19 protein-coding genes and 1 tRNA gene are annotated in these 20,776 nt (G+C 56.7%); 8 read left to right on the forward strand and 12 right to left on the reverse strand.

All coding sequences use genetic code 11. The features are described 5' to 3' along the window. Positions 1–68 precede the first annotated feature (68 nt). Together G5S47_RS00100 and G5S47_RS00105 are read left to right on the forward strand one after the other, a co-directional pair. A complete protein-coding gene (locus G5S47_RS00100) occupies positions 69–1,625 on the forward strand; it encodes a CCA tRNA nucleotidyltransferase (protein WP_050998782.1) in 1,557 nt (518 codons plus the stop codon). Between the two features lie 248 nt (positions 1,626–1,873). Beyond that, the gene (locus G5S47_RS00105; protein ID WP_006680612.1) at positions 1,874–4,297 is read left to right on the forward strand and encodes a transglycosylase domain-containing protein; all 2,424 of its coding nucleotides are present in this window, start codon (positions 1,874–1,876) and stop codon (positions 4,295–4,297) included. Between the two features lie 120 nt (positions 4,298–4,417). On the opposite strand, the gene rplI is transcribed toward G5S47_RS00105, so the two are convergent. The 5 genes from rplI to G5S47_RS00130 all read right to left on the reverse strand — a co-directional run bounded on the left by rplI (position 4,418) and on the right by G5S47_RS00130 (position 7,979). After that, the gene (gene rplI, locus G5S47_RS00110) at positions 4,418–4,876 is read right to left on the reverse strand and encodes a 50S ribosomal protein L9 (protein WP_006680613.1); all 459 of its coding nucleotides are present in this window, start codon (positions 4,874–4,876) and stop codon (positions 4,418–4,420) included. Between the two features lie 20 nt (positions 4,877–4,896). Beyond that, a complete protein-coding gene (rpsR, locus tag G5S47_RS00115) occupies positions 4,897–5,139 on the reverse strand; it encodes a 30S ribosomal protein S18 (RefSeq protein ID WP_006680614.1) in 243 nt (80 codons plus the stop codon). 83 nt (positions 5,140–5,222) lie between these two features. After that, complete coding sequence (locus G5S47_RS00120; RefSeq protein WP_006680615.1) at positions 5,223–5,759, reverse strand: single-stranded DNA-binding protein; 537 nt, start codon at positions 5,757–5,759, stop codon at positions 5,223–5,225. Between the two features lie 39 nt (positions 5,760–5,798). Further along, a complete protein-coding gene (gene rpsF, locus G5S47_RS00125) occupies positions 5,799–6,089 on the reverse strand; it encodes a 30S ribosomal protein S6 (protein ID WP_006680616.1) in 291 nt (96 codons plus the stop codon). 225 nt (positions 6,090–6,314) lie between these two features. Beyond that, entirely contained in the window at positions 6,315–7,979 is a 1,665-nt protein-coding gene (locus G5S47_RS00130; protein WP_103632860.1) for an MATE family efflux transporter, read from the reverse strand. A gap of 90 nt (positions 7,980–8,069) precedes the next feature. Here G5S47_RS00130 and dnaB point away from each other — a divergent pair, with 90 nt between their 5' ends. Next, positions 8,070–9,404 (forward strand): replicative DNA helicase, encoded by a 1,335-nt coding sequence (gene dnaB, locus G5S47_RS00135; protein ID WP_006680618.1) that lies wholly within the window; start codon positions 8,070–8,072, stop codon positions 9,402–9,404. Positions 9,405–9,712: 308 nt separating this feature from the next. Here the strand turns inward: dnaB and G5S47_RS00140 are convergent, their stop codons facing one another. The 6 genes from G5S47_RS00140 to G5S47_RS08440 form a co-directional block, all read right to left on the reverse strand. Then, complete coding sequence (locus G5S47_RS00140; RefSeq protein ID WP_006680619.1) at positions 9,713–9,940, reverse strand: hypothetical protein; 228 nt, start codon at positions 9,938–9,940, stop codon at positions 9,713–9,715. A gap of 334 nt (positions 9,941–10,274) precedes the next feature. Next, positions 10,275–10,484, reverse strand: coding sequence for a cold-shock protein (locus G5S47_RS00145; protein ID WP_006680620.1), 210 nt, complete (start codon positions 10,482–10,484; stop codon positions 10,275–10,277). A 449-nt stretch (positions 10,485–10,933) separates the two neighbouring features. Continuing rightward, positions 10,934–11,020 (reverse strand) — tRNA-Leu (locus G5S47_RS00150). Positions 11,021–11,116: 96 nt separating this feature from the next. Next, positions 11,117–11,893 (reverse strand): CbiQ family ECF transporter T component, encoded by a 777-nt coding sequence (locus tag G5S47_RS00155; protein WP_219585569.1) that lies wholly within the window; start codon positions 11,891–11,893, stop codon positions 11,117–11,119. Next, the gene (locus G5S47_RS00160) at positions 11,890–13,986 is read right to left on the reverse strand and encodes an ABC transporter ATP-binding protein (RefSeq protein ID WP_179370096.1); all 2,097 of its coding nucleotides are present in this window, start codon (positions 13,984–13,986) and stop codon (positions 11,890–11,892) included. Before G5S47_RS00160 ends, G5S47_RS00155 begins: the two co-directional genes overlap by 4 nt. 80 nt (positions 13,987–14,066) lie before the next feature. Continuing rightward, positions 14,067–14,201: a hypothetical protein gene (locus G5S47_RS08440; protein ID WP_257878460.1), complete on the reverse strand. Its 135-nt coding sequence runs from the start codon at positions 14,199–14,201 to the stop codon at positions 14,067–14,069. Positions 14,202–14,233: 32 nt separating this feature from the next. Here G5S47_RS08440 and G5S47_RS00165 point away from each other — a divergent pair, with 32 nt between their 5' ends. From G5S47_RS00165 to G5S47_RS00175, 3 genes are read left to right on the forward strand one after another with little or no spacing between them, the layout of a single operon-like run. Beyond that, positions 14,234–15,640: an SLC13 family permease gene (locus G5S47_RS00165; protein WP_179370314.1), complete on the forward strand. Its 1,407-nt coding sequence runs from the start codon at positions 14,234–14,236 to the stop codon at positions 15,638–15,640. A 1-nt stretch (position 15,641) separates the two neighbouring features. Further along, a complete protein-coding gene (locus G5S47_RS00170; RefSeq protein ID WP_219585570.1) occupies positions 15,642–17,828 on the forward strand; it encodes a sensor histidine kinase in 2,187 nt (728 codons plus the stop codon). Next, positions 17,825–18,295: a response regulator gene (locus G5S47_RS00175; protein ID WP_006680625.1), complete on the forward strand. Its 471-nt coding sequence runs from the start codon at positions 17,825–17,827 to the stop codon at positions 18,293–18,295. The genes G5S47_RS00170 and G5S47_RS00175 overlap by 4 nt, the downstream gene beginning before the upstream one ends. 221 nt (positions 18,296–18,516) lie before the next feature. On the opposite strand, the gene G5S47_RS00180 is transcribed toward G5S47_RS00175, so the two are convergent. Further along, positions 18,517–18,930, reverse strand: coding sequence for a hypothetical protein (locus tag G5S47_RS00180; protein ID WP_006680626.1), 414 nt, complete (start codon positions 18,928–18,930; stop codon positions 18,517–18,519). A 231-nt stretch (positions 18,931–19,161) separates the two neighbouring features. On the opposite strand from G5S47_RS00180, the gene G5S47_RS00185 reads away from it, so the two are divergent. Beyond that, positions 19,162–19,944 (forward strand): NADPH-dependent oxidoreductase, encoded by a 783-nt coding sequence (locus tag G5S47_RS00185; RefSeq protein WP_257878461.1) that lies wholly within the window; start codon positions 19,162–19,164, stop codon positions 19,942–19,944. A 169-nt stretch (positions 19,945–20,113) separates the two neighbouring features. After that, positions 20,114–20,770, forward strand: a complete 657-nt coding sequence (locus G5S47_RS00190) for a hypothetical protein (protein WP_006680628.1) — start codon at positions 20,114–20,116, stop codon at positions 20,768–20,770. Positions 20,771–20,776 lie beyond the last annotated feature (6 nt).

A 20,776-nucleotide genomic window follows, 5' to 3' on the forward strand; every position in this document is an offset into this window, starting at 1 on the left:
ATCAGCCTAACTCGCGCCCTCACGCACGTGTATATGCGGATATCTCTGCTCGCGATATTCCATCGCTGATGGTGAATGCTCGAAATGCCTTCGCCAATTTGCCATCGGAGATTCTTGAGCTTGGACGCGTTTTTGAAGATGCAGGAGAAGAGATCGCCCTAGTCGGCGGTCCGGTTCGCGATGCCTTTCTGGGTGTGGACCCGCATGATTTTGACCTGACAACGTCTGCGCGCCCAGATAAGACCGAAGAACTTCTGGCCATGTGGGGCGACGGCGTATGGGATATCGGCAAGGAATTCGGAACGATCGGTGGACGCCGTAAGAATGTGGTCGTCGAGGTCACCACGTATCGTACGGATTCGTACGAGGTCGGTTCACGCAAACCAGAAGTTGCCTTTGGGGACACTCTGGAAGGCGACCTGACCCGTCGTGACTTCACCGTGAATGCGATGGCGATGCGTCTGCCGTCCATGACGCTTGTTGACCCGCACAACGGTTTGGAAGACCTCGCGGCCTCGCGCCTGCGTACGCCGGTGACAGCTGAGCAGTCCTTTGATGATGACCCGCTCCGCATCATGCGCGCTGCGCGTTTCAGCGCTCAACTAGGTATCGACGTTGACATGGATGTCATGGATGCGATGGAAATAATGGCGTCCCGTCTTGAAATCGTGTCAGCAGAACGAATTTGCGCCGAACTGCAACGTCTGATCATTTCTCACTGGCCTAGGCGTGGCCTCGAATTGATGGTTCACACGGGAGTTGCCAAGATTGTCCTGCCGGAACTCGCCGCGCTGGTGGAAACTGTGGATGAGCACAACCGCCACAAGGACGTCTACGAGCACACTCTGACCGTCCTCGACCAGGCGATCGCGTTGGAGACCGGCCCGGATGGTCCAGTGCCCGGCCCCGACTTCATCCTCCGATTCGCGGCGTTGATGCACGATGTGGGCAAGCCCGATACGCGCGTTTTCGAGAAGAACGGGACCGTCTCGTTCCACCATCACGAAATCGTGGGTGCGAAGATGACGCGTAAGCGTATGCGCGCTCTGAAGTTCGACAAGGCGACAACCCAGGCGGTTGAAAAACTCGTGTCTCTTCACCTGCGTTTCCACGGGTACGGGGAAGTAGCCTGGAGCGATTCGGCAGTTCGTCGCTATGTTACTGACGCGGGTGACCAGCTTGAACGTCTTCATCGTCTGACTCGCGCTGACTGCACAACGCGTAATCGTCGTAAGGCAATGATGCTGTCAAGCGCCTACGACGATCTGGAAAACCGTATCGTTGCTCTGCGCGAGCAGGAAGAGTTGGACGCGATCCGCCCGGACTTGGATGGTGACCAGATTATGGAAATCCTGGGATTGCGTCCGTCACGTGCGGTCAAGCTCGCGCGCGACTATCTGATGGAGTTGCGTCTGGAGAACGGCCCGATGGGTGAAGAGGCGGCAAAGGCAGCTTTGCTCGACTGGTGGTCTTCGGAAGAAATCCGCGAGATTGCAGCGGAATATCAGGCTCAGCAGGCGCACTGGGAGTCGCTTGTTGCGCAAAAGCGAGCAAAGAAAGCTGCTGCGAAAGCGAAGCGACAATCTGAGTTGGCAGATGAGACAGTGCCAACATCAGCGGATTAAGTTTCGCCCTAGTTGCTGTTTGAGTGTGCGAACTACGAGGTCTCACCTGCATCTCTTCACTGTGCAACCTCGGCCCAAAAGCTCAGGGATTCCATCTTCCATGTGACGGGGGCAATCACCTTTCTTGTTGGGCGCGAATTATCTCGCGTGAGACTCAAGATGATTCGGTTGTCCCCGTCACTCTTCACGCAGATTCTCAGGTTTTCTGCCTAGGCTGGTGGTAGAACTGTCCGACGAAAGGCTCAACCGTGGCACAATCCACCGGTCATAACCCGGGCTCACCTCTGCCGAAGCGCGCTGATTATGCGCGTCAGCGTCGCGCCGCGCAGGAAGTGGCCGACCGTGAAGCGGTAGCGAAGGCCCGTAAGCGTCAGTCGCAGCCACCCAAGCAGGCGCCTCAACCGCCTCAGCGTCGTTCGGTGGGCGCGCAGGCGAGCCAGGGGTATTTTGCTCCGGTCACTTCTGCCACCGCCCGCCCGGCTTCTGCGTCTTCGGCTTCCGCTCAGTCACGAGGCCAGTCAACCAAATCAAAACCCGTGGCGAAGAAGAAGTCCGGGTGGGGTCGACGCATTGGCCTGACCATTGTTTTCGCGTTCTTGCTGTCGGTGATTGCTGGCGCGAGCCTGTTCCTTTACATGTATTCACGTGCGACGATTCCTGCCGCATCTGACTTGGCGCTCGCTCAAAAGACGAGCATCTACTATTCGGATGGCACGACCAAGCTCGGTGATCTTGGTGAAGTGAACCGCGAGATCATTGATACGACCACGCTTCCTGACTATGTCGGCAAGGCAATTGTCGCGTCGGAAGACCGGACCTTCTACACCAATTCGGGCGTTGATTTGAAGGGTATTGCTCGCGCCCTGTTCAACAACGTCACAACGGGTTCACGTCAGGGTGGTTCAACGCTGACTCAGCAGTACGTTGAGCGCTACTACACGGGCGAAACCACCTCGTACAAAGGTAAAGCAAAAGAAGCGGTCCTGGCGATCAAGATCAATCGTGAACAGTCCAAGGACGAAATCCTGGCAAACTACATGAATACGATCTACTTTGGTCGTGGCGCATACGGTATTGAAGCGGCAGCAAAGGCTTACTACGGTCATTCGGCTGCTGAAATGACGTTAAGTGAAGCAGCAATGATTGCGGGCATTATCCCAGCGCCTTCCGCGTGGGATCCTGCAGTTGATGCAGACCAGGCGAAGACTCGCTGGGAGCGCGTGCTCAACCTCATGGTCGAAGATGGCTGGATTTCGCAGGCGGAAGCTGATGAGGCAACCTTCCCTGAAACCATCGACCCCGCAACTTTGGAGACTGAATCAATGAGTGGTCCCAACGGCTATCTGATTCAGCAGGTGAAGGAAGAACTGCTCGCCACGGGCGCTTTCACGGAGGAAAGCCTCGACGAGGGTGGCTTGAAGATTACCTCCACCATCGATCAGACGAAGCAGGATCAGGCGGTTGCAGCCGCTCAGACGATGTCGTCGGTCAGTGGTTGGGATCCGGCGACAATGCACGTTGCCCTGTCGTCCATTGACCCTGCAACGGGTGAGATTGTTGCTGAATTTGGTGGCGATGACTACTTGGCTCGTCAGCAGAACGCTGTGACGCAGGATATCGCGATGGCCGGCTCCAGCTTCAAACCGTTTGCGCTCATCGCAAATGCGCGAGCCGGCGGATCTGTCTACGACACATACAGCGGTTCTTCTCCGCAGTCGTTCCCCGGGCTGCCCGAACCCGTTCAAAATAATGCGAACGTGTCTTACGGCAAGATCAATCTGATCACTGCAACCGAGTATTCGGTGAACACCTCGTTCGTCGCCTTGAACAAGGATATTGGTCCGGCTTCCACGATGCAGGCAGCCATTGATGCTGGTATTCCCGAATCTACGCTCGGCTTGGAATCGAGCCTGCTGAACGTGCTTGGCTTCGCATCACCCCACAATATTGATCTAGCAAGTGCGTACGCGACGATCGCCAATGGCGGACAGCGCATGACCCCGCACATCGTTCGTTCCGTGGCTGACTCAGCGGATAACACGATATTTACGACGACCGTTGAAGCTCGCCAGGCATTCTCGTCAACCGATGTGTCGGCAATTATGCCGGCTCTTCAGGCCGTGACCGCTTCGGGTGGTACGGCTGAAACGGTGTCGTCCACTCTGCCAGGTTTTACGACTGCAGGTAAGACGGGCACGTCCAATGACCAGCTTTCAGCCCAGTTCATTGGTTTCGTTCCAGAATTGGTGACCGCTGTTTCGATGTATCAGTCGGACGAAGAAGGCAACGCTGTGTCGCTGGCGAATATCGGTGGCTTGGACCAGTTCCACGGCGGTGACTGGCCTGTGACCGTGTGGAACACATACATGTCGGCGATTTCGTCGACGCTCAGCCAACAGACCTTCTCTTGGTACGTTGCACCGAAACGCAAGTCGAATCAACAGAACATGAGCCAGAGTGGTGCGCAAGCTCCTCAGACTGAAACTTCGGAGCACTCGACCACTGAGTCGAATGACACCCAGGGGCAGACCACGGAGCAGACTCCTGCCCCTGCAACTCCGAGAACCGATCAGCAGAACCAGAACGGGACTGACAATTCCGGACAGAACCAGGGTGGCGGTCAGAACGGTCACAATGGGCAGAATTCTGAGCAGCCTGCGGATAATCCGTAGTCCAAGCATCTAGCCGGTAAAACAGCGGTGGGGCCCTACCAACTGGTAGGGCCCCACCGCTATGTGCTGGCTGTTTACTTCACTCACTCAGCGGTCAAGTAAACAACCGGCGGATGCCAATCACTCAGCGACAACGCGGACCTTGAGGTTCGCGGAAACTTCCTGGTGGAGGTTCACTGAGACGGTGTACTGACCAACGGACTTGATCGGGGCTGCGATGATGACACGACGACGATCGATGGTCTTACCGAGCTGTTCCTTGACGGCGTCAGCAATCGAAGCTGCCGAGACTGCACCGAATAGGCGACCGGACTGGCCGACCTTGCCGGAAACGGTGATGGGCTCTGCTGCCTGAAGGACGTCGCGGAGTTCGCGAGCATCGTCGACAGTTGCGATCTCGTGGCGACGACGTGCAGCTGCGATCTGATCGATCTGCGACTGTGCGCCCTTCGTCCACTTGGTCGCGTAACCGCGGGGAACAAGGTAGTTGCGTGCGAAGCCAGCCTTGACCTCGACGACCTCGCCTGCGTTGCCAAGGTTGGCAACATCGTGGGTGAGGATGAGCTTAGTGGTAGCCATAATAAGTATCCTTCCCCGAATCAGCGGCCGGTCGACGAGTAGGGCAGAAGCGCCATTTCGCGGGCGTTCTTCACTGCGCGGGCAATGCGACGCTGCTCCTGGACGGAAACGCCAGTGACGCGACGTGCACGGATCTTGCCACGGTCAGAGATGAACTTACGCAGAAGCGCAGTGTCCTTGTAGTCGATCGATTCGATCTTGGCCGACTTCAGCGGGTTGGCCTTTTTCTTGATGGGCTTATTGCGAAGTTGAGGCTTCGCCATGATGGTCTCCTTGGATCCGGACGGAATGTTCCGCCCAATTCATGTGATGTCTATGTGTCTGATGTGGGCCCGTGGGCCACCAATCAGAACGGGGGTTCGCCGAACGAGTCACCCTGGGAAGTGCCCCACGGATCATCGTTCGCGCCACCCTGAGGTGCGCTGTAGCTGGCTTGGTTCGATACGTATCCGCTACCGGACTGACCGGCGTTACGGTTTCCACCCTGGTATCCGCCACGTCCTTGGCCGGAGCCGGAACGTTCCTGACGAGTCACCTCGGCGCGGGCCCAACGCAAGGATGGGCCAACTTCTTCGACGCGGAGTTCAACGACGGTGCGCTGAGCACCCGTACGGTCTTCGAAGTTGCGCTGAACCAGGTTGCCCTGGACGATGACGCGCATGCCCTTACGGAGCGATTCGGAGATGTTCTCTGCGAACTCGTTCCATGCGGAGCAACGCATGAACAGGGTGTTGCCATCGCGCCACTGACCAGACTTTGAGTCGTACTGGGAGGGCGTTGAAGCAACGGTGAAGTCGACAACGGCTTGGCCGCTGTTAGTGAAACGAAGTTCGGGGTCAGCGGTGAGGTTACCGACGATCGTGATCTGGGTATCTCGTGCCATGTCAACTCCTAATGACGGTGGTGGAAAATCGAACTGAACTCAGTGAGCGTCGGGGCGCTGGAGCTTGGTGCGCAGGATTGTCTCGTCGAGACCCATGCGGCGGTTGAGCTCGAGCGCGACATCGGGAGTCGTGGTCATGTTAATGACAACGTAGATCCCTTCGGAGCGCTTGAGGATGTCGTATGCAAGACGACGCTTGCCCCAGACGTCAATGTTCTCGATCGAGCCACCGTTTGCGGTGACGGGTGCGAGGTACTTTTCCATCGTGGGGGCGACGGTGCGCTCATCGATCGAAGGATCGAGGATCACCATCAGTTCGTAGTTACGCACTGTTAATCCCACCTCCTGTGGTCTTTGCGGTCACGGACGGTCCGTGACAGGAGGGTAATGCGTGTGCATTTGCGGGTTGCAAACGCGTGGAAAGTCGCTACTGGTGCAACGACAATCCAAGACTCAAGATTACCGTCAAAATGAGTCCGCGCGCTAGTGGAGTCAGGTAGTGCTGTGTCACTCACTTCCTGCGATGTGAGTGCTTTACCGGGCCTCGTCAATCACCTATGAGGTAGCTGACATTGAACGCAAGAGCCCGCCTTCGGAAAACCAGGTGCGCCAGATGTTCGCCGCGAATCGCGCACCCAGGTAGACGAGGGCGTAGGCCAGCCAGACTCCCACGACGATGGTCGACGAGGCAGCGCCCGCCTGCCTGAGGTATTCGACAACTCCAAGCGCGGGCAGAAGAATGGCCAGCTGGAGGGGACCCGCAATCGCGAAAAACATGTTGTCACCAGCGCCGAGCAGGACGCCGTCAAGCATGAACACCACACCGCAGAATGGGAAACCAAGCACGGACGCGGCCAGTCCCCACTTTGCGAGCTCATGCATCACCGGGTCCGAACCGAATGTCAGGGGAAGCCAAGGGGACAAGAACGCGATGAGCACGGTCAGGATGAAGCCCACTCCAAGACCCCAGATGGTCAGTACTTTAAGGAGCTCACGGAGTTCGGACGAGGACCCCTTGCCGACCGCGAACCCAACGAGGGACTGCGAAGCGATTGCTAACGAATCAAGGATGAAAGATGCGAGAGTCCAGATTGTCAGGACCACCTGGTAGGACGCGACTTCGCTGGCACCAAGATGGGACACCGGCCAGATCGTTGCGAGTCCAGCGACGCGCAGAGCAACACCGCGGACGATCAGTGGGGCGCCTTCAATCGCTGCGTGCGCGATGCCTGAGGCGTCGGGGCGAAGGGTGATCTTTTCGGCTCGAGCATGCGAATAGAGGATCGCAACATACGCGCTCGCCATGCCGATCAATGAAACCGAGGTGCCGATACCGGAGCCTGCGACACCCAACTTGAAGCCGTACATCAGCGTCGCGTTCAAGGCGATGTTGACGAGTGTGCCGACAGCGGTGACGATCAGCGGTGTGCGCGTGTCCTGAAGGCCACGCAACATTCCGACTACGGCGAATCCGACCAGGGTGCCGATCAGGCTGGGAGCTGACGCGATCAGGTACATGGTCGCCTGATGGGAGACCTCGGGATCTTGGGTCAACAGACCCACAAGGGGCTTCGCGCTGGCAATGAGAGCGACGGTGGAGAGGATGCCTAGCCCCAGCGCCAAAATCGTGGCGTTCATGCCTTGTGCAAAAGCGTGCGCTCTATCCCCCGAACCGAGCGCCCGAGCTGTTAATGAAGTTGTGGAATACGCCAGAAAAACGAATAAAACAATGACTGTTTGCAGGATCTGGGAGGCTACGGAAAGCCCTGCGAGCTGCTGTGTTCCCAGGTTTCCCACCATTGCAGAGTCGATGAAAGTAAATAGGGGTTCGGCGATGAGAGAACCGAGAGCGGGGATTGCTAAAGTGAAGATTTTCCGCGTAATACTGCGGTATTTATGGGGTTGGATCCTGCCGTTTTTGAAGGGGGTTTCGGCTTTTTGGTCGGATGGTGTGGAGGGTGAAGACAGTGCCGCCGAAGCCTCAAGTTGGGGTTGAGAGTTCGATGAACCTTTGGGCGTGTCGTCCACTATTTTTCCTTCACTTTGTTTTCCACAATCTGTGCACATATCTGTGGACAACGTATACCATTGCTTTCGGTAAATCGCGCCGAAAAGACTTGTGTAGCATTCTTCAACAAGTAAAACTATCCACATACTGTCCACACCATGCTGTGGATAACACGCTGTATTGTCCACACCTTTTCCGCACGTTATCCCCATTCAAGTTCACCTTGAGAGTGGGCAGAACGTCCATGCGGGGTTATGCTCGCGAGACACCGAAGTATCACGATACTGGCGTAAGGAGAAGCAGTGGCAGAAGAGTTTGATCGCGTCCAACCGCATGATAACGAAGCTGAAGTTGCTGTCCTTGGCTCCATGCTCCTGACCGTTGACGCGATCGTTGATGTCACCGAAGAGATTCGTGGATCTGACTTCTACTCGATGAAACACGAGATTGTCTTCGATGCGATCGTTGAACTCTTCGGACAAAACCAGGTTGCCGATCCCATCACGGTGTCTGACAAGCTCCAGCACGATGGCACTCTGACAAAAATTGGTGGCAGGCCCTACCTGCACACATTGATGGCATCGGTTCCTACTGCCGCCAACGCCGGCTACTACGCGCGCATCGTTCGCGAAAAATCCATTATGCGACGCTTGGTCAGTGCCGGAACGCGAGTCGTTCAATTGGGATACTCCGAAGAAGGCGCGGAAATTGATGAGCTTGTCGATCAGGCTCAACAGGAAATCTTCGCCGTCGCTACCGACCGTGCATCCACCGACTACGTGTCGATGAACACGATGGTGAATTCGCTGGTTGAACACCTTGAAGCCATTCAAAAGAACGACGATCTATTCGGTGTGCCCACCGGCTTTACCGACCTGGATGACCTGACGCAGGGCCTCAAGGGTGGTCAGATGATCATCGTTGCAGCCCGACCGGCAATGGGTAAGTCCACATTCGCACTGGACTTCTGTCGCTCGGCGTCAATCAAGCACGACATCACGTCACTGATCTTCTCGCTCGAAATGAGCCAGCAAGAAATCGCCATGCGTATGGTGTCCGCAGAATCCGGCGTACCACTGACAAAGATGCAGAAAGGCACCATGAACGATGACGATTGGCGCAAGGTCGCCAACACCATCGGCAAGGTCGCACAATCTCCCCTCTACGTTGACGACTCCGCCAACATCACGATGACGGAAATTCGTTCAAAGTGCCGTCAACTCAAGCAGGAACAGAACCTTGGATTGGTCGTCGTTGACTACCTCCAGCTGATGACAACTGGTGGCAAAGCCGAATCGCGTCAGCAGGAAGTCTCGCAAATCTCGCGAAGCCTCAAGCTTCTGGCGAAGGAAGTCGACGTTCCCGTCGTCGCAGTCGCCCAGTTGAACCGTAAGTCCGAAGAACGAACCGACAAGCGCCCCATGATGTCTGACCTGCGTGAATCCGGATCACTGGAACAGGACGCAGACATCATCATGCTGCTTCACCGCCCCGACTACTACAACGAAGACGATCGTCCGGGCGAAGCAGAAATCCATGTCGTCAAACACCGTGCGGGCGCAACGAAGACGATCACTGCGCTCTTCCAAGGACACCTGGCGCGCTTCGCCAACTACACGCGTCGCGAAGAAGACTAATCGGCATCGGCCCCACCCGTCGCGCGCCACCAACGGTGAATCGAGATGTGTGGGCGAGCGTGGCCTCGTCAATCGGCGTCAGGCGTACCGGCAATCTGCTCGCGCACCTTGCGCATCTGCTTACGCGAGCGACGCGACGTGAATGGGGAAGCCGGGCGCCGGGGAAGCAACGTGTGTCAGGGAAGTTGAAGAGTGGTTCTAGAGAAGCGGAATGCGGACGAGCCGGAAGAAGGCAAACAAAAAGCGCGACGAACTGGCGTCGCGCGACTATGCGGGGGCGCGCCTCTTTGCGCGCCCCGAATTACCTATCAGAGAGTTTCGTTCTGCTGCTGCGAGATTGCGTAGGTTGCGGGAACGAACAGGATTGCAGTCAGGCCGACCAGCGCTGCGATTGCAACGGAGAGGGGGGAAGATGCGGCGAGGGCGCCTGCAATACCGAGGGTTGCGAGGATGACGACTGCGACGACCAGAGCGGTGACATCAGCGGTGGTCTGCCAAGAGGCGCGGGAGATTTCAGACTTGACGATGTGAGCCATGGTGGTTTCCTTTGTTCAGCGCTATGCGAAGCACTGAACATGCCCCGCACGGCAATGTGTCAGTTTCGCTACCGAGGAACTAACCTCGTCCAGCACCATTTAATTTAGCAAAGTGTCGGAAACGTTTCCACTGTTGAGCCTGACATCACATCTTTGACGCAAAGCTACGGCCTGCCAAGCATGTGTGAGGCCAAAGTGCATACAACAATCCCCGAGCTGTAAAGCTCGGGGATCCTCTGTCCTGTTTCGGCTATCTGTGCGCGAGCATGCGATCACGATGATCGCTACCGATCACGCCAGTATGCGCCGAGCAGTGAAGTGAAAACGTAGAGTTTCAGCCGAGACGCTGGATGTTCTCAGCCTGCGGGCCCTTCGGACCTGCGGTGACGTCAAACTCAACCTTTTCGCCTTCGATCAAGGTGCGACGGCCAGACGCCTGAACGATGTTTGAGAAGTGAGCGAAAGCGTCTGCGGAGCCATCATCGGGAGTGATGAAGCCGAAGCCCTTGTCGTCGTTGAACCATTTCACAACACCAGTGGTCATGGGTGTTTCCAATCTGTGTGCGCCCCAAGCAATAAGGAAAGAACTAGGAGCAGTCGTACCGTGCCGAGTTCGGCGACGGCATAGTGACCCAACCTCCTGCACACACAACGAAAAACACTTGGAAAAACGTGGGGTACTGCAATGAAACTGTGTAACTACGCGTTTAACGCTACCCCACCCCCATCAATAAAGTGCTATCGCGGGCACTTTCATGGGGCATGTCATGTAATTGGTTTCGCGCCCACTTTTAGTGGTAGGGGTACGCCGGTGTGCGTGGCCACGTGAATGATTGACGAGACCGTCGACGTCTGCGAACTTCATCTGCGCCCGCAGGGAAACCTCGGGTGTAACGAAAAAGAAGGGAAGAAAAGAGGATGTACTTCACCCAAGGGTGAATATAGGGGGTGCCGGCAAATCTGCCGAAGATAGCTTTTCAGCTAAGAAACACGTGGTGCGCGAGGGGGGAGTTGAACCCCCACCCCATTTCTGGGACACGGACCTGAACCGTGCGCGTCTGCCTATTCCGCCACTCGCGCGTGCGTTGAAAAGATTACGGGCAAAAGTGTGTGCACGTCAAATGGAAGATACTTCCTGTCCAATTATGTTGGAATATCGGGGCGTGCACGCGCGTATCACACCAGCAGGTGCGCTGCGACAATTCCCGTAACGTCGGCTACGACGATGAGGATGACGACGAGGTCTGGCCAGTTCAGTTGACTGCCTTTTCCGCGGGTGAACAGGGTGCCACCGCGAAGACTCATTGCGCGTCCCGTGTCGACGGCGCTTCGCGATGCCGCCGATAGGCACGCCGTGATGATGTCGATCCCGGCTTTCACTAGCGTCGTAAACGATGCTCGCATGAGATCGTTGCCCATCCTGAGGCGCGCAGTGTCTACGACGGCGGATGCTTGATCGCCCAATATGGGAAGCGACTTGAGGGCGAGTGCCATCATCGCAGCCCACTCATCAACGGGAGCACCAATCCACTTCAGTGGATAGATCAGGTGCGACAACGCAGTTGCGAGGCGCGCGGTAGAGAATGTCCACGCCAGCAGGTACGTTCCCCATAACACGAGCAGAGCAAGCACGCAGAGTCGCAGGAAAACCCAGAAACCTCCGCCGATCGACGCGCCAATGAATCCGCCGATCACGCCCGACCAGAACCAGAGTGGGGGAATGCGAACGGCCTTCGGTGGAACGCGTGAGATCACGGTTGCCAGGATTAGGGGGATAGCGACCAGTCCAAGCGTCGGCCACTTCGGCCATACGAGCAGGAACGATGTGAGTACCGTCCAGCAGACGATCATGACTTCCGGGCTGGTCCGCGTCAGAGGCGACGTCCATGGAAGCGGGCGGGGCAGAGTGAATCCGCTGGGGCGATGTGCCTTACGTGAACGCGCGCGCGTCATCGGATCACCCCCTGGGCAAGATGCAGGTGATTATCGACCAGATCGATCAGCTCATCCGTATCGTGCGAAATGATGATCAGCCCAAGCCCGTCCGCTCTCCGCTTTCTCAACACGTCACTGAGCAAGCGTCGCGATTCGACATCAAGCCCAGCGAAAGGTTCATCTAGCACCAACACTTTCGGGTGTGACGCTAACACTCCCGCCAGGGCGACGCGACGCATCTGACCGCCGGAAAGATCATCAACGTTGCGCGATGCAAGGTCGCCGGGCAGTCCCACTTCGGCCAAGGCTTTAGCGACAAGCTGGTCAGAATCAACCAGAGTCGACGAGGCGCCTCGGTGGCGGCGAGCCGAATCGGACGAGCCGACAGCTGCACCCACTTTCGCGGCCGCCAAAATATCCTTTGCGACCGTTGGACGTTGTAGTTGTAGGCGCGCGAACTGTCGCGCTAACCCGACGTCACCCACTCGAAGAGAAACAGGGGAGCCACCAAGCGTGCACTCGCCCCACGTTGGTCGCATCAACCCGGTTAGAATCCGTGCCAAGGTGGACTTGCCTGACCCGTTCTCGCCGGTGATCAGTAGTGCTTGACCGGGCGAAACAATAAATGAGACGTCACTGAGAACCGTGTTTTCCCACGGGGATCCAACATCGTAGGCGTGCCCGACATTCTTCACCCACAGGTGGTCAATTGACCCGCCCTGATAGGGCTGAGGAACTGCAATGCTCCGCTCAATAACAGGTGTGACCTGCGAGTACGTATCTTCAAGAGGGTCGGGTGCATCAGAAGTATCGATGTGCCCATCGCGCAGACGAATCAGCGTGTCAGCACTACTTGCTTCGGTTGCATCGTGCGTAATATGAATGACGGACGTTCCTAAAGCGGGCAGACCATGCAGAACCTCAAGAAGCTCGCGCCGGCCAGGCGAATCAATCATCGCCGTGGATTCATCGGAAATGAGCACGCGAGGCTTACGCGCAAGAGCACCAGCCAAAGATAGGCGCTGTAACTGACCGCCGGACAAACGTCGGGGAGAAGCATCTTCAAGACCCTCCAAACCGACAGTGTGAAGAAGCTCGGGAAGGTCCAGCGAAGCACGCTCATCGTCACTCATTCCCCATGCAATATCCTCGGCCACCGTGTCACCGAGGAACTGCAACTCAGAACGTTGAGCGACAACAGCAGTTCCGGCCTCGTCCCCCAAACCGACACCACCAGGTCGAATCACCTGCCCGCTTGTCGGTTGCGCGCCAGCGAGGACAAGGGAGAGGGTGGACTTGCCGGATCCGTTCGGGCCCGCGATCACCGTGAAGCCATCACTGATATCGAGGGTGATCCCTCGCAAAGCCGGAGTATCAGACCCCGGGTAGGTGAAGGTGACATCACGCAATGAAATAGGGAACGGGTCGGGGGTAGTCGGGGTGTCAGTGCGCTCGCGGTTTGCCGTGTCCACCAACGGATCCCACGGCGCAGTAATCGTGATACGACGTAGAACCTTCATCGTCAGCCAGTGAGCAACTAGCGTCAACACAAAAATGCCAAGAGCTCCAAGGGGTGGAATCCAGTAGTACCAGTGCTCAATCCAGGTGTTGATGATTGCCTGAACGGCGTCCGTTTGTGGTGCCAGCGCGGGAATCTTCCCGATCAGGGCAATGTACCCGTTGGTCGTTGTGCGCAGTGATTCAAGGACGAGGTTCCGCGATTCAGAAAGTACAAGAAGCAGGAGCCATGTGAGGGCCCCGCCTGCGATGCCAAGCAACAGTGCCACGCCGTAAACGAAAGCGCGGTGGGCTTCTTTGCGCGCGAGGTAGCCGACAACAAGGCCGACGGCGACAGCCTGAGCGACGGTCTGCGCGCTTTGGATACCGCCGACTGCCAGTGACATCAAGATCGTGATGAGAGCGGTGCCAAGGCTGGCGCGCGGGCGCATATGGGCGGTGATCATCGCAATCGGGATTGTTGACCCGATTGTGAAGAAGATGGAGAGCACGGGTATGACCGTTCCTGCGAGTCCGAGTGCAATCGACAGTCCCGCCAGAATGCCGCCGGTTGCGACTTCTGCGGGGGCTAGGGGAGTGCGCCGTTTACTCATGGTTTAAGTGTGCCTTGAACGGGGCATTTGTGCGCAGTGGGCTAAGCACGCCCGCGGATATCGGTTATTTGTTAACAATTTCAGCGTTGTTGTTCGACCAGCAGATTTTCTGTGACGGGCAACATAAAATCGGCATGACGGTCGGCATTTTCAAAGACAACGAGGTCTTCATCCCATGAGTCGCTCTCATCACCTTCATCATTCGCGCCACTCACATGTGGAAGTGAATCCGCGTTCTGCCCAGAACATGACTACGCGCCAAAAACCGAAGAAAGAAAACGGGATTAGCCCGCTGAAACTCTTCGGACAGATTAGCGCAGCAATCGCTATCATCACCTTCCTATTCGTGCGTCTTCCCGGGCTGGAAGTCGAAGGCTCGCGTATGTTCGGCATCTTTCTTGCCGCGATCCTCCTCTGGGTGACCGAAGCGATTCCGCTGGCAGCGACTGCGACGCTGGTGATTTTTCTCGAAGTTCTTTTCGTGTCCGACCATGCGATTATTCCCGTCGGTGAAGAAGCACCCAAATACACCGTCTTCTTCGGAGCGCTCGCCAACCCTGTGATCATCCTGTTCTTGGGTGGTTTCATGGTGGCCGATGGCGCGGCGAAATATAAAGTGGACCGCGCGCTTTCAGCTGTCCTGTTGAAGCCATTCCTGGGCAAACCACGCTTGACGGTCATGGGCGTCATGCTCATTACCGCTCTGATGAGTATGTTCATGTCGAATACGGCAACGACCGCCACGATGTTCGCGGTCATGATGCCGGTCATCATGGCGTTGCCCGAAGGTAAGGCAAGAACAGGCATTGCACTGTCGATCCCCGTCGCCGCCAACGTGGGCGGTATGGGAACGCCGGTCGGTACGCCCCCGAATGCAATCGCCCTGGGCGCACTGCAGACTGCGGGTATTTCCGTGACGTTCCTTGACTGGATGATCGCCGCTGTTCCGTTGATGCTGATTGTTTTGGCGGTCTCGTGGTTGTTTATTTCGTGGCGCTACATTCCCAAGGATGCGCAGTTCGACATTGATATGACGGCCACGTTCGATATGTCGCGAAACGCGAAGATCTTCTATGTCGTTTCGCTTCTGACGATCCTGCTCTGGATGACTGAATCGCTCCACGGTGTGTCGGCGAATATCGTTGGTTTCTTCCCTGTCGTTGCACTGATGGTCTTTAAGGTTATGAGCGGTGACGACCTTCGAGCCCTCGACTGGCCTGTGTTGTGGCTGGTCGCAGGTGGTATCGCTCTTGGGTCCGGCGTTGGTAACACGGGCTTGGATAAGTGGATGCTTGGCTCTATCCAGTGGGGATCGATCCCGACGATCATGCTCCTCTTGGTGCTTGCCCTGGTTGGTTGGGTGACCTCGAACGTTATTTCGCACTCTGCGTCGGCAAACCTCTTGATTCCGATGGGTATGGGCTTGGCTACGACGATTTCAACGCCGGCTACCGAAATCGCTATCGTCTTGGCACTCGGTTGCTCGTTGGGTATGTGCCTTCCGATTTCGACTCCGCCGAACGCGATCGCCTACTCGACGGGGACAACGCCGACTCGCGAAATGGCGATCGTTGGCATCGTTGTTGGTGTCTTGGGCGTCGTCCTGCTCTCTTTCGTTGCACCGCTAACGTGGGGCGCACTCGGAGTGATCTGAGATGGTCACCGTGGGTTCTGATTCAGTTCCGCCCGGGGGCGAGGCCCCGCGAGGTCTGCATAATTGTGTGCTGAACAAGCAAGATCCGTGGGAGCGCTCGAATGTCCGCGAAAGAGGGCACAAGCAGGATGCGCACGTCCACATCCTTGTCATCGGTGATGACTCGAGGGGTCTTGCTCGCCAACTGACAACGGATATGGGGATCGCATTCCCGAATCTTTGTCTGGATCGCATCGATTCTGGCGCTGACCTGAATATTTACGATGCCTCCCTGGGCCCGGCTGACCACGTGGTCTTAGGTCTGGTGACGTCCGAAGTCACTCAGATCGATGATCTGCTGGATCAAATGGACGGTCGTCCAATTCTGGAGCCCACCCGCTGGCTGGTGGTGACGGATCAGGACGAGCACACCGACTTGGCACGAGCGACCACGTCCGACCGTTTGGCGTCCGTGATTTCGGTTCCCTGGACTGTTCCGCTTCTTCTGGGCCAGTCATATTCGACGATGGTGGGCCACCTTGAAGCAGACGGTCGAACTGATGACGAGATCCATCTTCTTCTCGGTGATCCACCAGCGAACGCCGTACGCGGTCCGTTGCTGACAGGCCTTGATCACAGCGAGCATGATGTTGTTCGCGAGCTTCTTATTGGCGTTGAAAAGGTTCTGGGTCCCAGACCGCGCCTCGTTATTGAACCAGGAACGGAACTTGCCGTTCAGGGCCAGCCGGTTGGCGCTGTCCACCTTGTGCTCGACGGCGATGTTTCACTGCACCGTGATTCCAATGGCGGGGAAGTCCTTGCGCACCTTGCATCATCCGGCCCTCTCATTGGTCTCGTCTCCCTTGCTCGACGAGAAAACGCATTCTTCACGGCGACTGCAACGTCGACGGCCCGAGTTGTCCGGCTGACCCACGAACAGCTGTCGATTGCGTTGCTTGAAGAACCGTCTCTCGCGACCCCTCTGGCCGCGCTTGCGATTCAGTCGCTGACTCGCAGACTGATGCGCGCCGAAGACCTCCACTTGGAAAACGCGATGCTTGCCGCCGACCTTGAGAGGCAGAAGCAGGAATTGGCGCGCACACTTGAAGACCTTCGAAGCACCAGGGCGGAATTGGTCAATAAGGCGAGGTTCGCGATGCTCGGCGAACTGTCGGCAGGCATAGCGCACGAACTGAATAATCCGATCACTGCGCTGGCGCGCGCGGCAGAACACTTAAATGAAGACATCGACCGTGTTTTGTCTACGTCGCCATCGCTTGAGCCAGCGCGCACGTCCATGCGCTCTGCGTTGGAAGCTCCTCCTCGCTCAACGGCCACGGAACGCGAAATTGTGAAGTCGCTCTTGTCTTCGGCGGGCGGAGACCGGCGCTTGGCGCGTCGCCTCATGCTTGCCGGCGTGACGGAGGCTGCGACGGCCAAAGCTTTGGCGCGCGGGGGAGACGAGGCGCTTAATGTCGTCGAATCCGGTTCAAGGATCGGTTCATCGCTCCGTTCTATTCGCGCAGCCTCTGACCGCGTCATCGATCTGACGAAGTCGCTCAAGGGGTACGCGCGTCCCGACGCGGTAGAACTGCACCCCATCGATGTGCGTGAAGGAGTCGATGACGTTATTCGGTTGACCGGATACAGGATGCGTGACATCGTCGTTACCCGCGACGAGGAAGATGTTCCACCGATCATGGGGATTCCCTCGAGGCTTCAGCAGGTGTGGACCAACATTCTGGTCAACGCTGCCGAAGCGATTGACGATGAGCGCGACGCTATCAAAGATCGGCGAGCGAAAGGTGAAGAATGTGCGCCTGCCCGCGGTGAAGCCCCCGCGCAGATCGACATCACCACCCGGGTTGAGGATGGTCACGTCTGCGTCGTCATCGGCGATAACGGGCCTGGCATTTCGCCGGAACTGGTGGATAAGATTTTTGAACCACACTTCACCACGAAGGCGGGCATGGTTCGATTCGGCTTAGGCATGGGAATGTCCATTGTTCGGTCGATCATTGCCGACCACGGTGGCGAGCTCACCGTTGAATCTCGCCCAGGGCGCACGGTGATGACAGCCCGATTCCCGATGATTGGTGATTCTGCTACTGAGAGTGTCACTGGTACCCATTCTTCTCAGACCGGCGCAGATTCCCCCGCCGACCATTCAACCCACGAAGCGTCCACACCAATGGAGGTAGAACGATGACACTGGCAATTCTGGTTCTCGAAGACGAAGCAGACGTGCGCGACGCGATCGAGCGTGACCTTGAAGAATTCTGGTCGAAGATCAGGCTTGAGGTCGCCGAAGATGCGGACGATGCGTGGGCTGCGGTGGAAGATATCGAGGCGGACGACGATCAGTTGGCGTTGGTCTTGTCGGACCATCGGCTGCCCGGTCGTTCCGGCGTTGACTTCCTCATTGAGCTGACGAAGGACTATCGCTTCGAGCTGGCTCGCACGGTCTTGGTTACCGGTCAGGCTGATCAAGATGACACGATCCGTGCACTGAACGAAGCAGGCTTGGACCACTACATTTCCAAGCCGTGGGATGCAGATGCTCTACGCGCCGTTGTGCGTGATCAGTTGACAAGTTTTGTCCTTGAGGCTGAGGTTGATCCGCTACCGTACATGCCACTTCTCGATGGTGTGCGAATCATGGAGGCTATCCGCTAGTTTCTGTATTCACGAGGACGGGGCCGGGGGCGTTGCACCCCGGCCCCGCGTCGTTTCAGCTAAGACTGTATTCGTTGCCGTTGCGACGAGTTGTGCAGGTGTCTTCTGGCTGATGAGCCCCGTGGAGCTCGGTGTGGTGGGTGCATCCATATGAAACTCGGGGGCGGGTTGCCGTAGCAACCCGCCCCCGAGGACAGTCGTATTGAGTTCAGGTGATCGACTCAGCGAGCGCCCGGAGTAACCGACAGGTCGAAGGTGATGGTTTCACCCTCGGGGGAGGTCAGTGTTGCGGTCGTGTCGCCTTCAGCCAGAGGCTTGATCATCGGGGCATCGGAATCGGTGCCGGCAACAAACTCTGCGATCGACGCGTCTTCAACGGTGCCGGTCCAGTGTGCGGCAGCTACCTGATCAACCTTGAGAATCAGGACGCGCTTGATCGGAAGAGTCACCAGCGCACCGGAAATGGTTGCGGGATCCTTTTCGATGGTCAGCATCTGGGTCGACGCGGAAGCGGACTGAGACGTTGCAGCGGAACCCGAAGAATCGGCGGTCTCGGTTGAAGCTGACGAGCAACCTGCAAGAAGAGCGGTTGCGAGAGCAATTGTGCACAGAGAAATAGAGGTTTTCTTCATCATCTTTCAATCATACGGGTGCATTATTCTTGAAAATCCGCAGAGGTCACGTTTGAGTCCCATTTAAAACGTGACCTTTCATTCATCATTGCCAAGACCTAAAGATTAAGGAAAGACCAGTAAAATCAGGCGGAAAGTATCGGAATAGATTTGACCTGCATCGTGCGTGTATCACCCGATCATCGTCGAAAGCGTAGATGCTTTGCAAGAGCCTCGAAGAACATGGAGAAGGACATGGTTGATCTGAATACCCGCCCATCAGCACCCATCGAAAACGACACGATTGCCACTCAGCTTGGGCACCGGACAATCCGAGCTTTCACTGACAGGGCGCTTACCGAAGAAGAACTGACAACACTGTTTGAGGTTGCACGTCAGACTGCCTCTTCTTCATTCCTTCAGCAGTGCACCATCCTGCGGATCACGGATCCTGAGGTTCGTGAGAAGCTCCATCAGGCTTCCGGACAGCCATATGTTGGTGGCACGAAAGGCGAGCTTCTGGTTTTTGTCGCTGATCAGTACCGCAATGCGCGAATTCGCGAAGAAGCGGGGATCGAAGACACCCCACTTCACACGGTCAACTTGTTTCTCACCGCCCTTCACGATGCTCTGCTCAGCGCGCAAAACGTTGTTGTCGCTGCTGAATCGATGGGCTTGGGAACGTGCTACCTCGGCTCAATTCACGCGAATCCGGAACTGGTTATCGAGGCCCTTAACCTGCCGAAGCTAACCTTCCCTGTCCTCGGCTTGCTCATTGGCCACCCCGACCAGTCGCCTCAGTACAAGCCTCGCCTGCCCCTGTCGGTCACGGTCGCCGATAACACGTATCCGTGCTTGGACTCGTATGAAGAAGCTTTGGCTGAATACGACCAGAGGATCACCGAGTACTACGACCTGCGTGATACGTCCAAGCGCGTCGAGTCATTTTCTACTCTCGTACGTACCAAAGTTGGTATCGGCGGTGCACAGGTTTCAGACATTCTGAGAGTTATCCACAAGCAGGGGTTTGACCTCTAAACAAAAACCATTGTTTCGAGTACATTCAATCTCAACAGATTTGATGTAAGCGCCACGCAACACCTGAAGCAATTCGGGGGCGTTTCATTCAATGACATCGAATGAGATAAACAACGGTAGTTTCTCGCACAACAATGCGGGTGACACAACGACCTTGAGGATGTGCGACATGGAAGGCTTCGCCTACGGATTCTCGACCTACGTTTTTATCGAGCGAAACTCAGCCAACTCGGCAGTACTTCATCCCTATCCGGAAACCAAGATTGAAGCAGTCCGAGATGCGTTGGATGATGCTGGCTACGATATGGAGATTCTCGGCAAGGGAGATATCAACACTGGGCGCGAGCGCGCTGGTGAGGGCATCTACTTCACCGAACAGCCTTTCCCTGACGAGGTCCTCGGTGACTTGGCAGACGCTCTGATTGTTCGTGGTTTCGGTGCCTTTGCGTACTCGTTGATTGAATCCTCCTTCGATTCGGGCGCAAAGATCTCGCTCTTTACCCGCATGGGGAAGAACATTGTCGAGGCCGGCAATCGTGTGATTATGACCCACATGTATATCGGCGAGATCGAAGGTAGGAAGGAAGCGCGTACCTGGTTTTTCGGTTCCCCGACCGATTTGGCTGAAGCTGAAATGCTGTTGCTGTCTCGTTTTTCCACTCAGCCGGTACATGACGTTCACGGCATGGCGGCAATTGAGATCGTGCACGCGGACTACTCACAGGGCTTCCTGTCCCACACCGAATTGATGAGCGCGATGCTGAATGTGCTTGGCAAGTCCGGGTATAACGGACCCGCGTTCGTCACCGATTCGTCCATTATCTAGCGGGGG

The organism is Schaalia turicensis (assembly GCF_019380255.1).
GTDB lineage: Bacteria > Actinomycetota > Actinomycetes > Actinomycetales > Actinomycetaceae > Pauljensenia > Pauljensenia turicensis_A.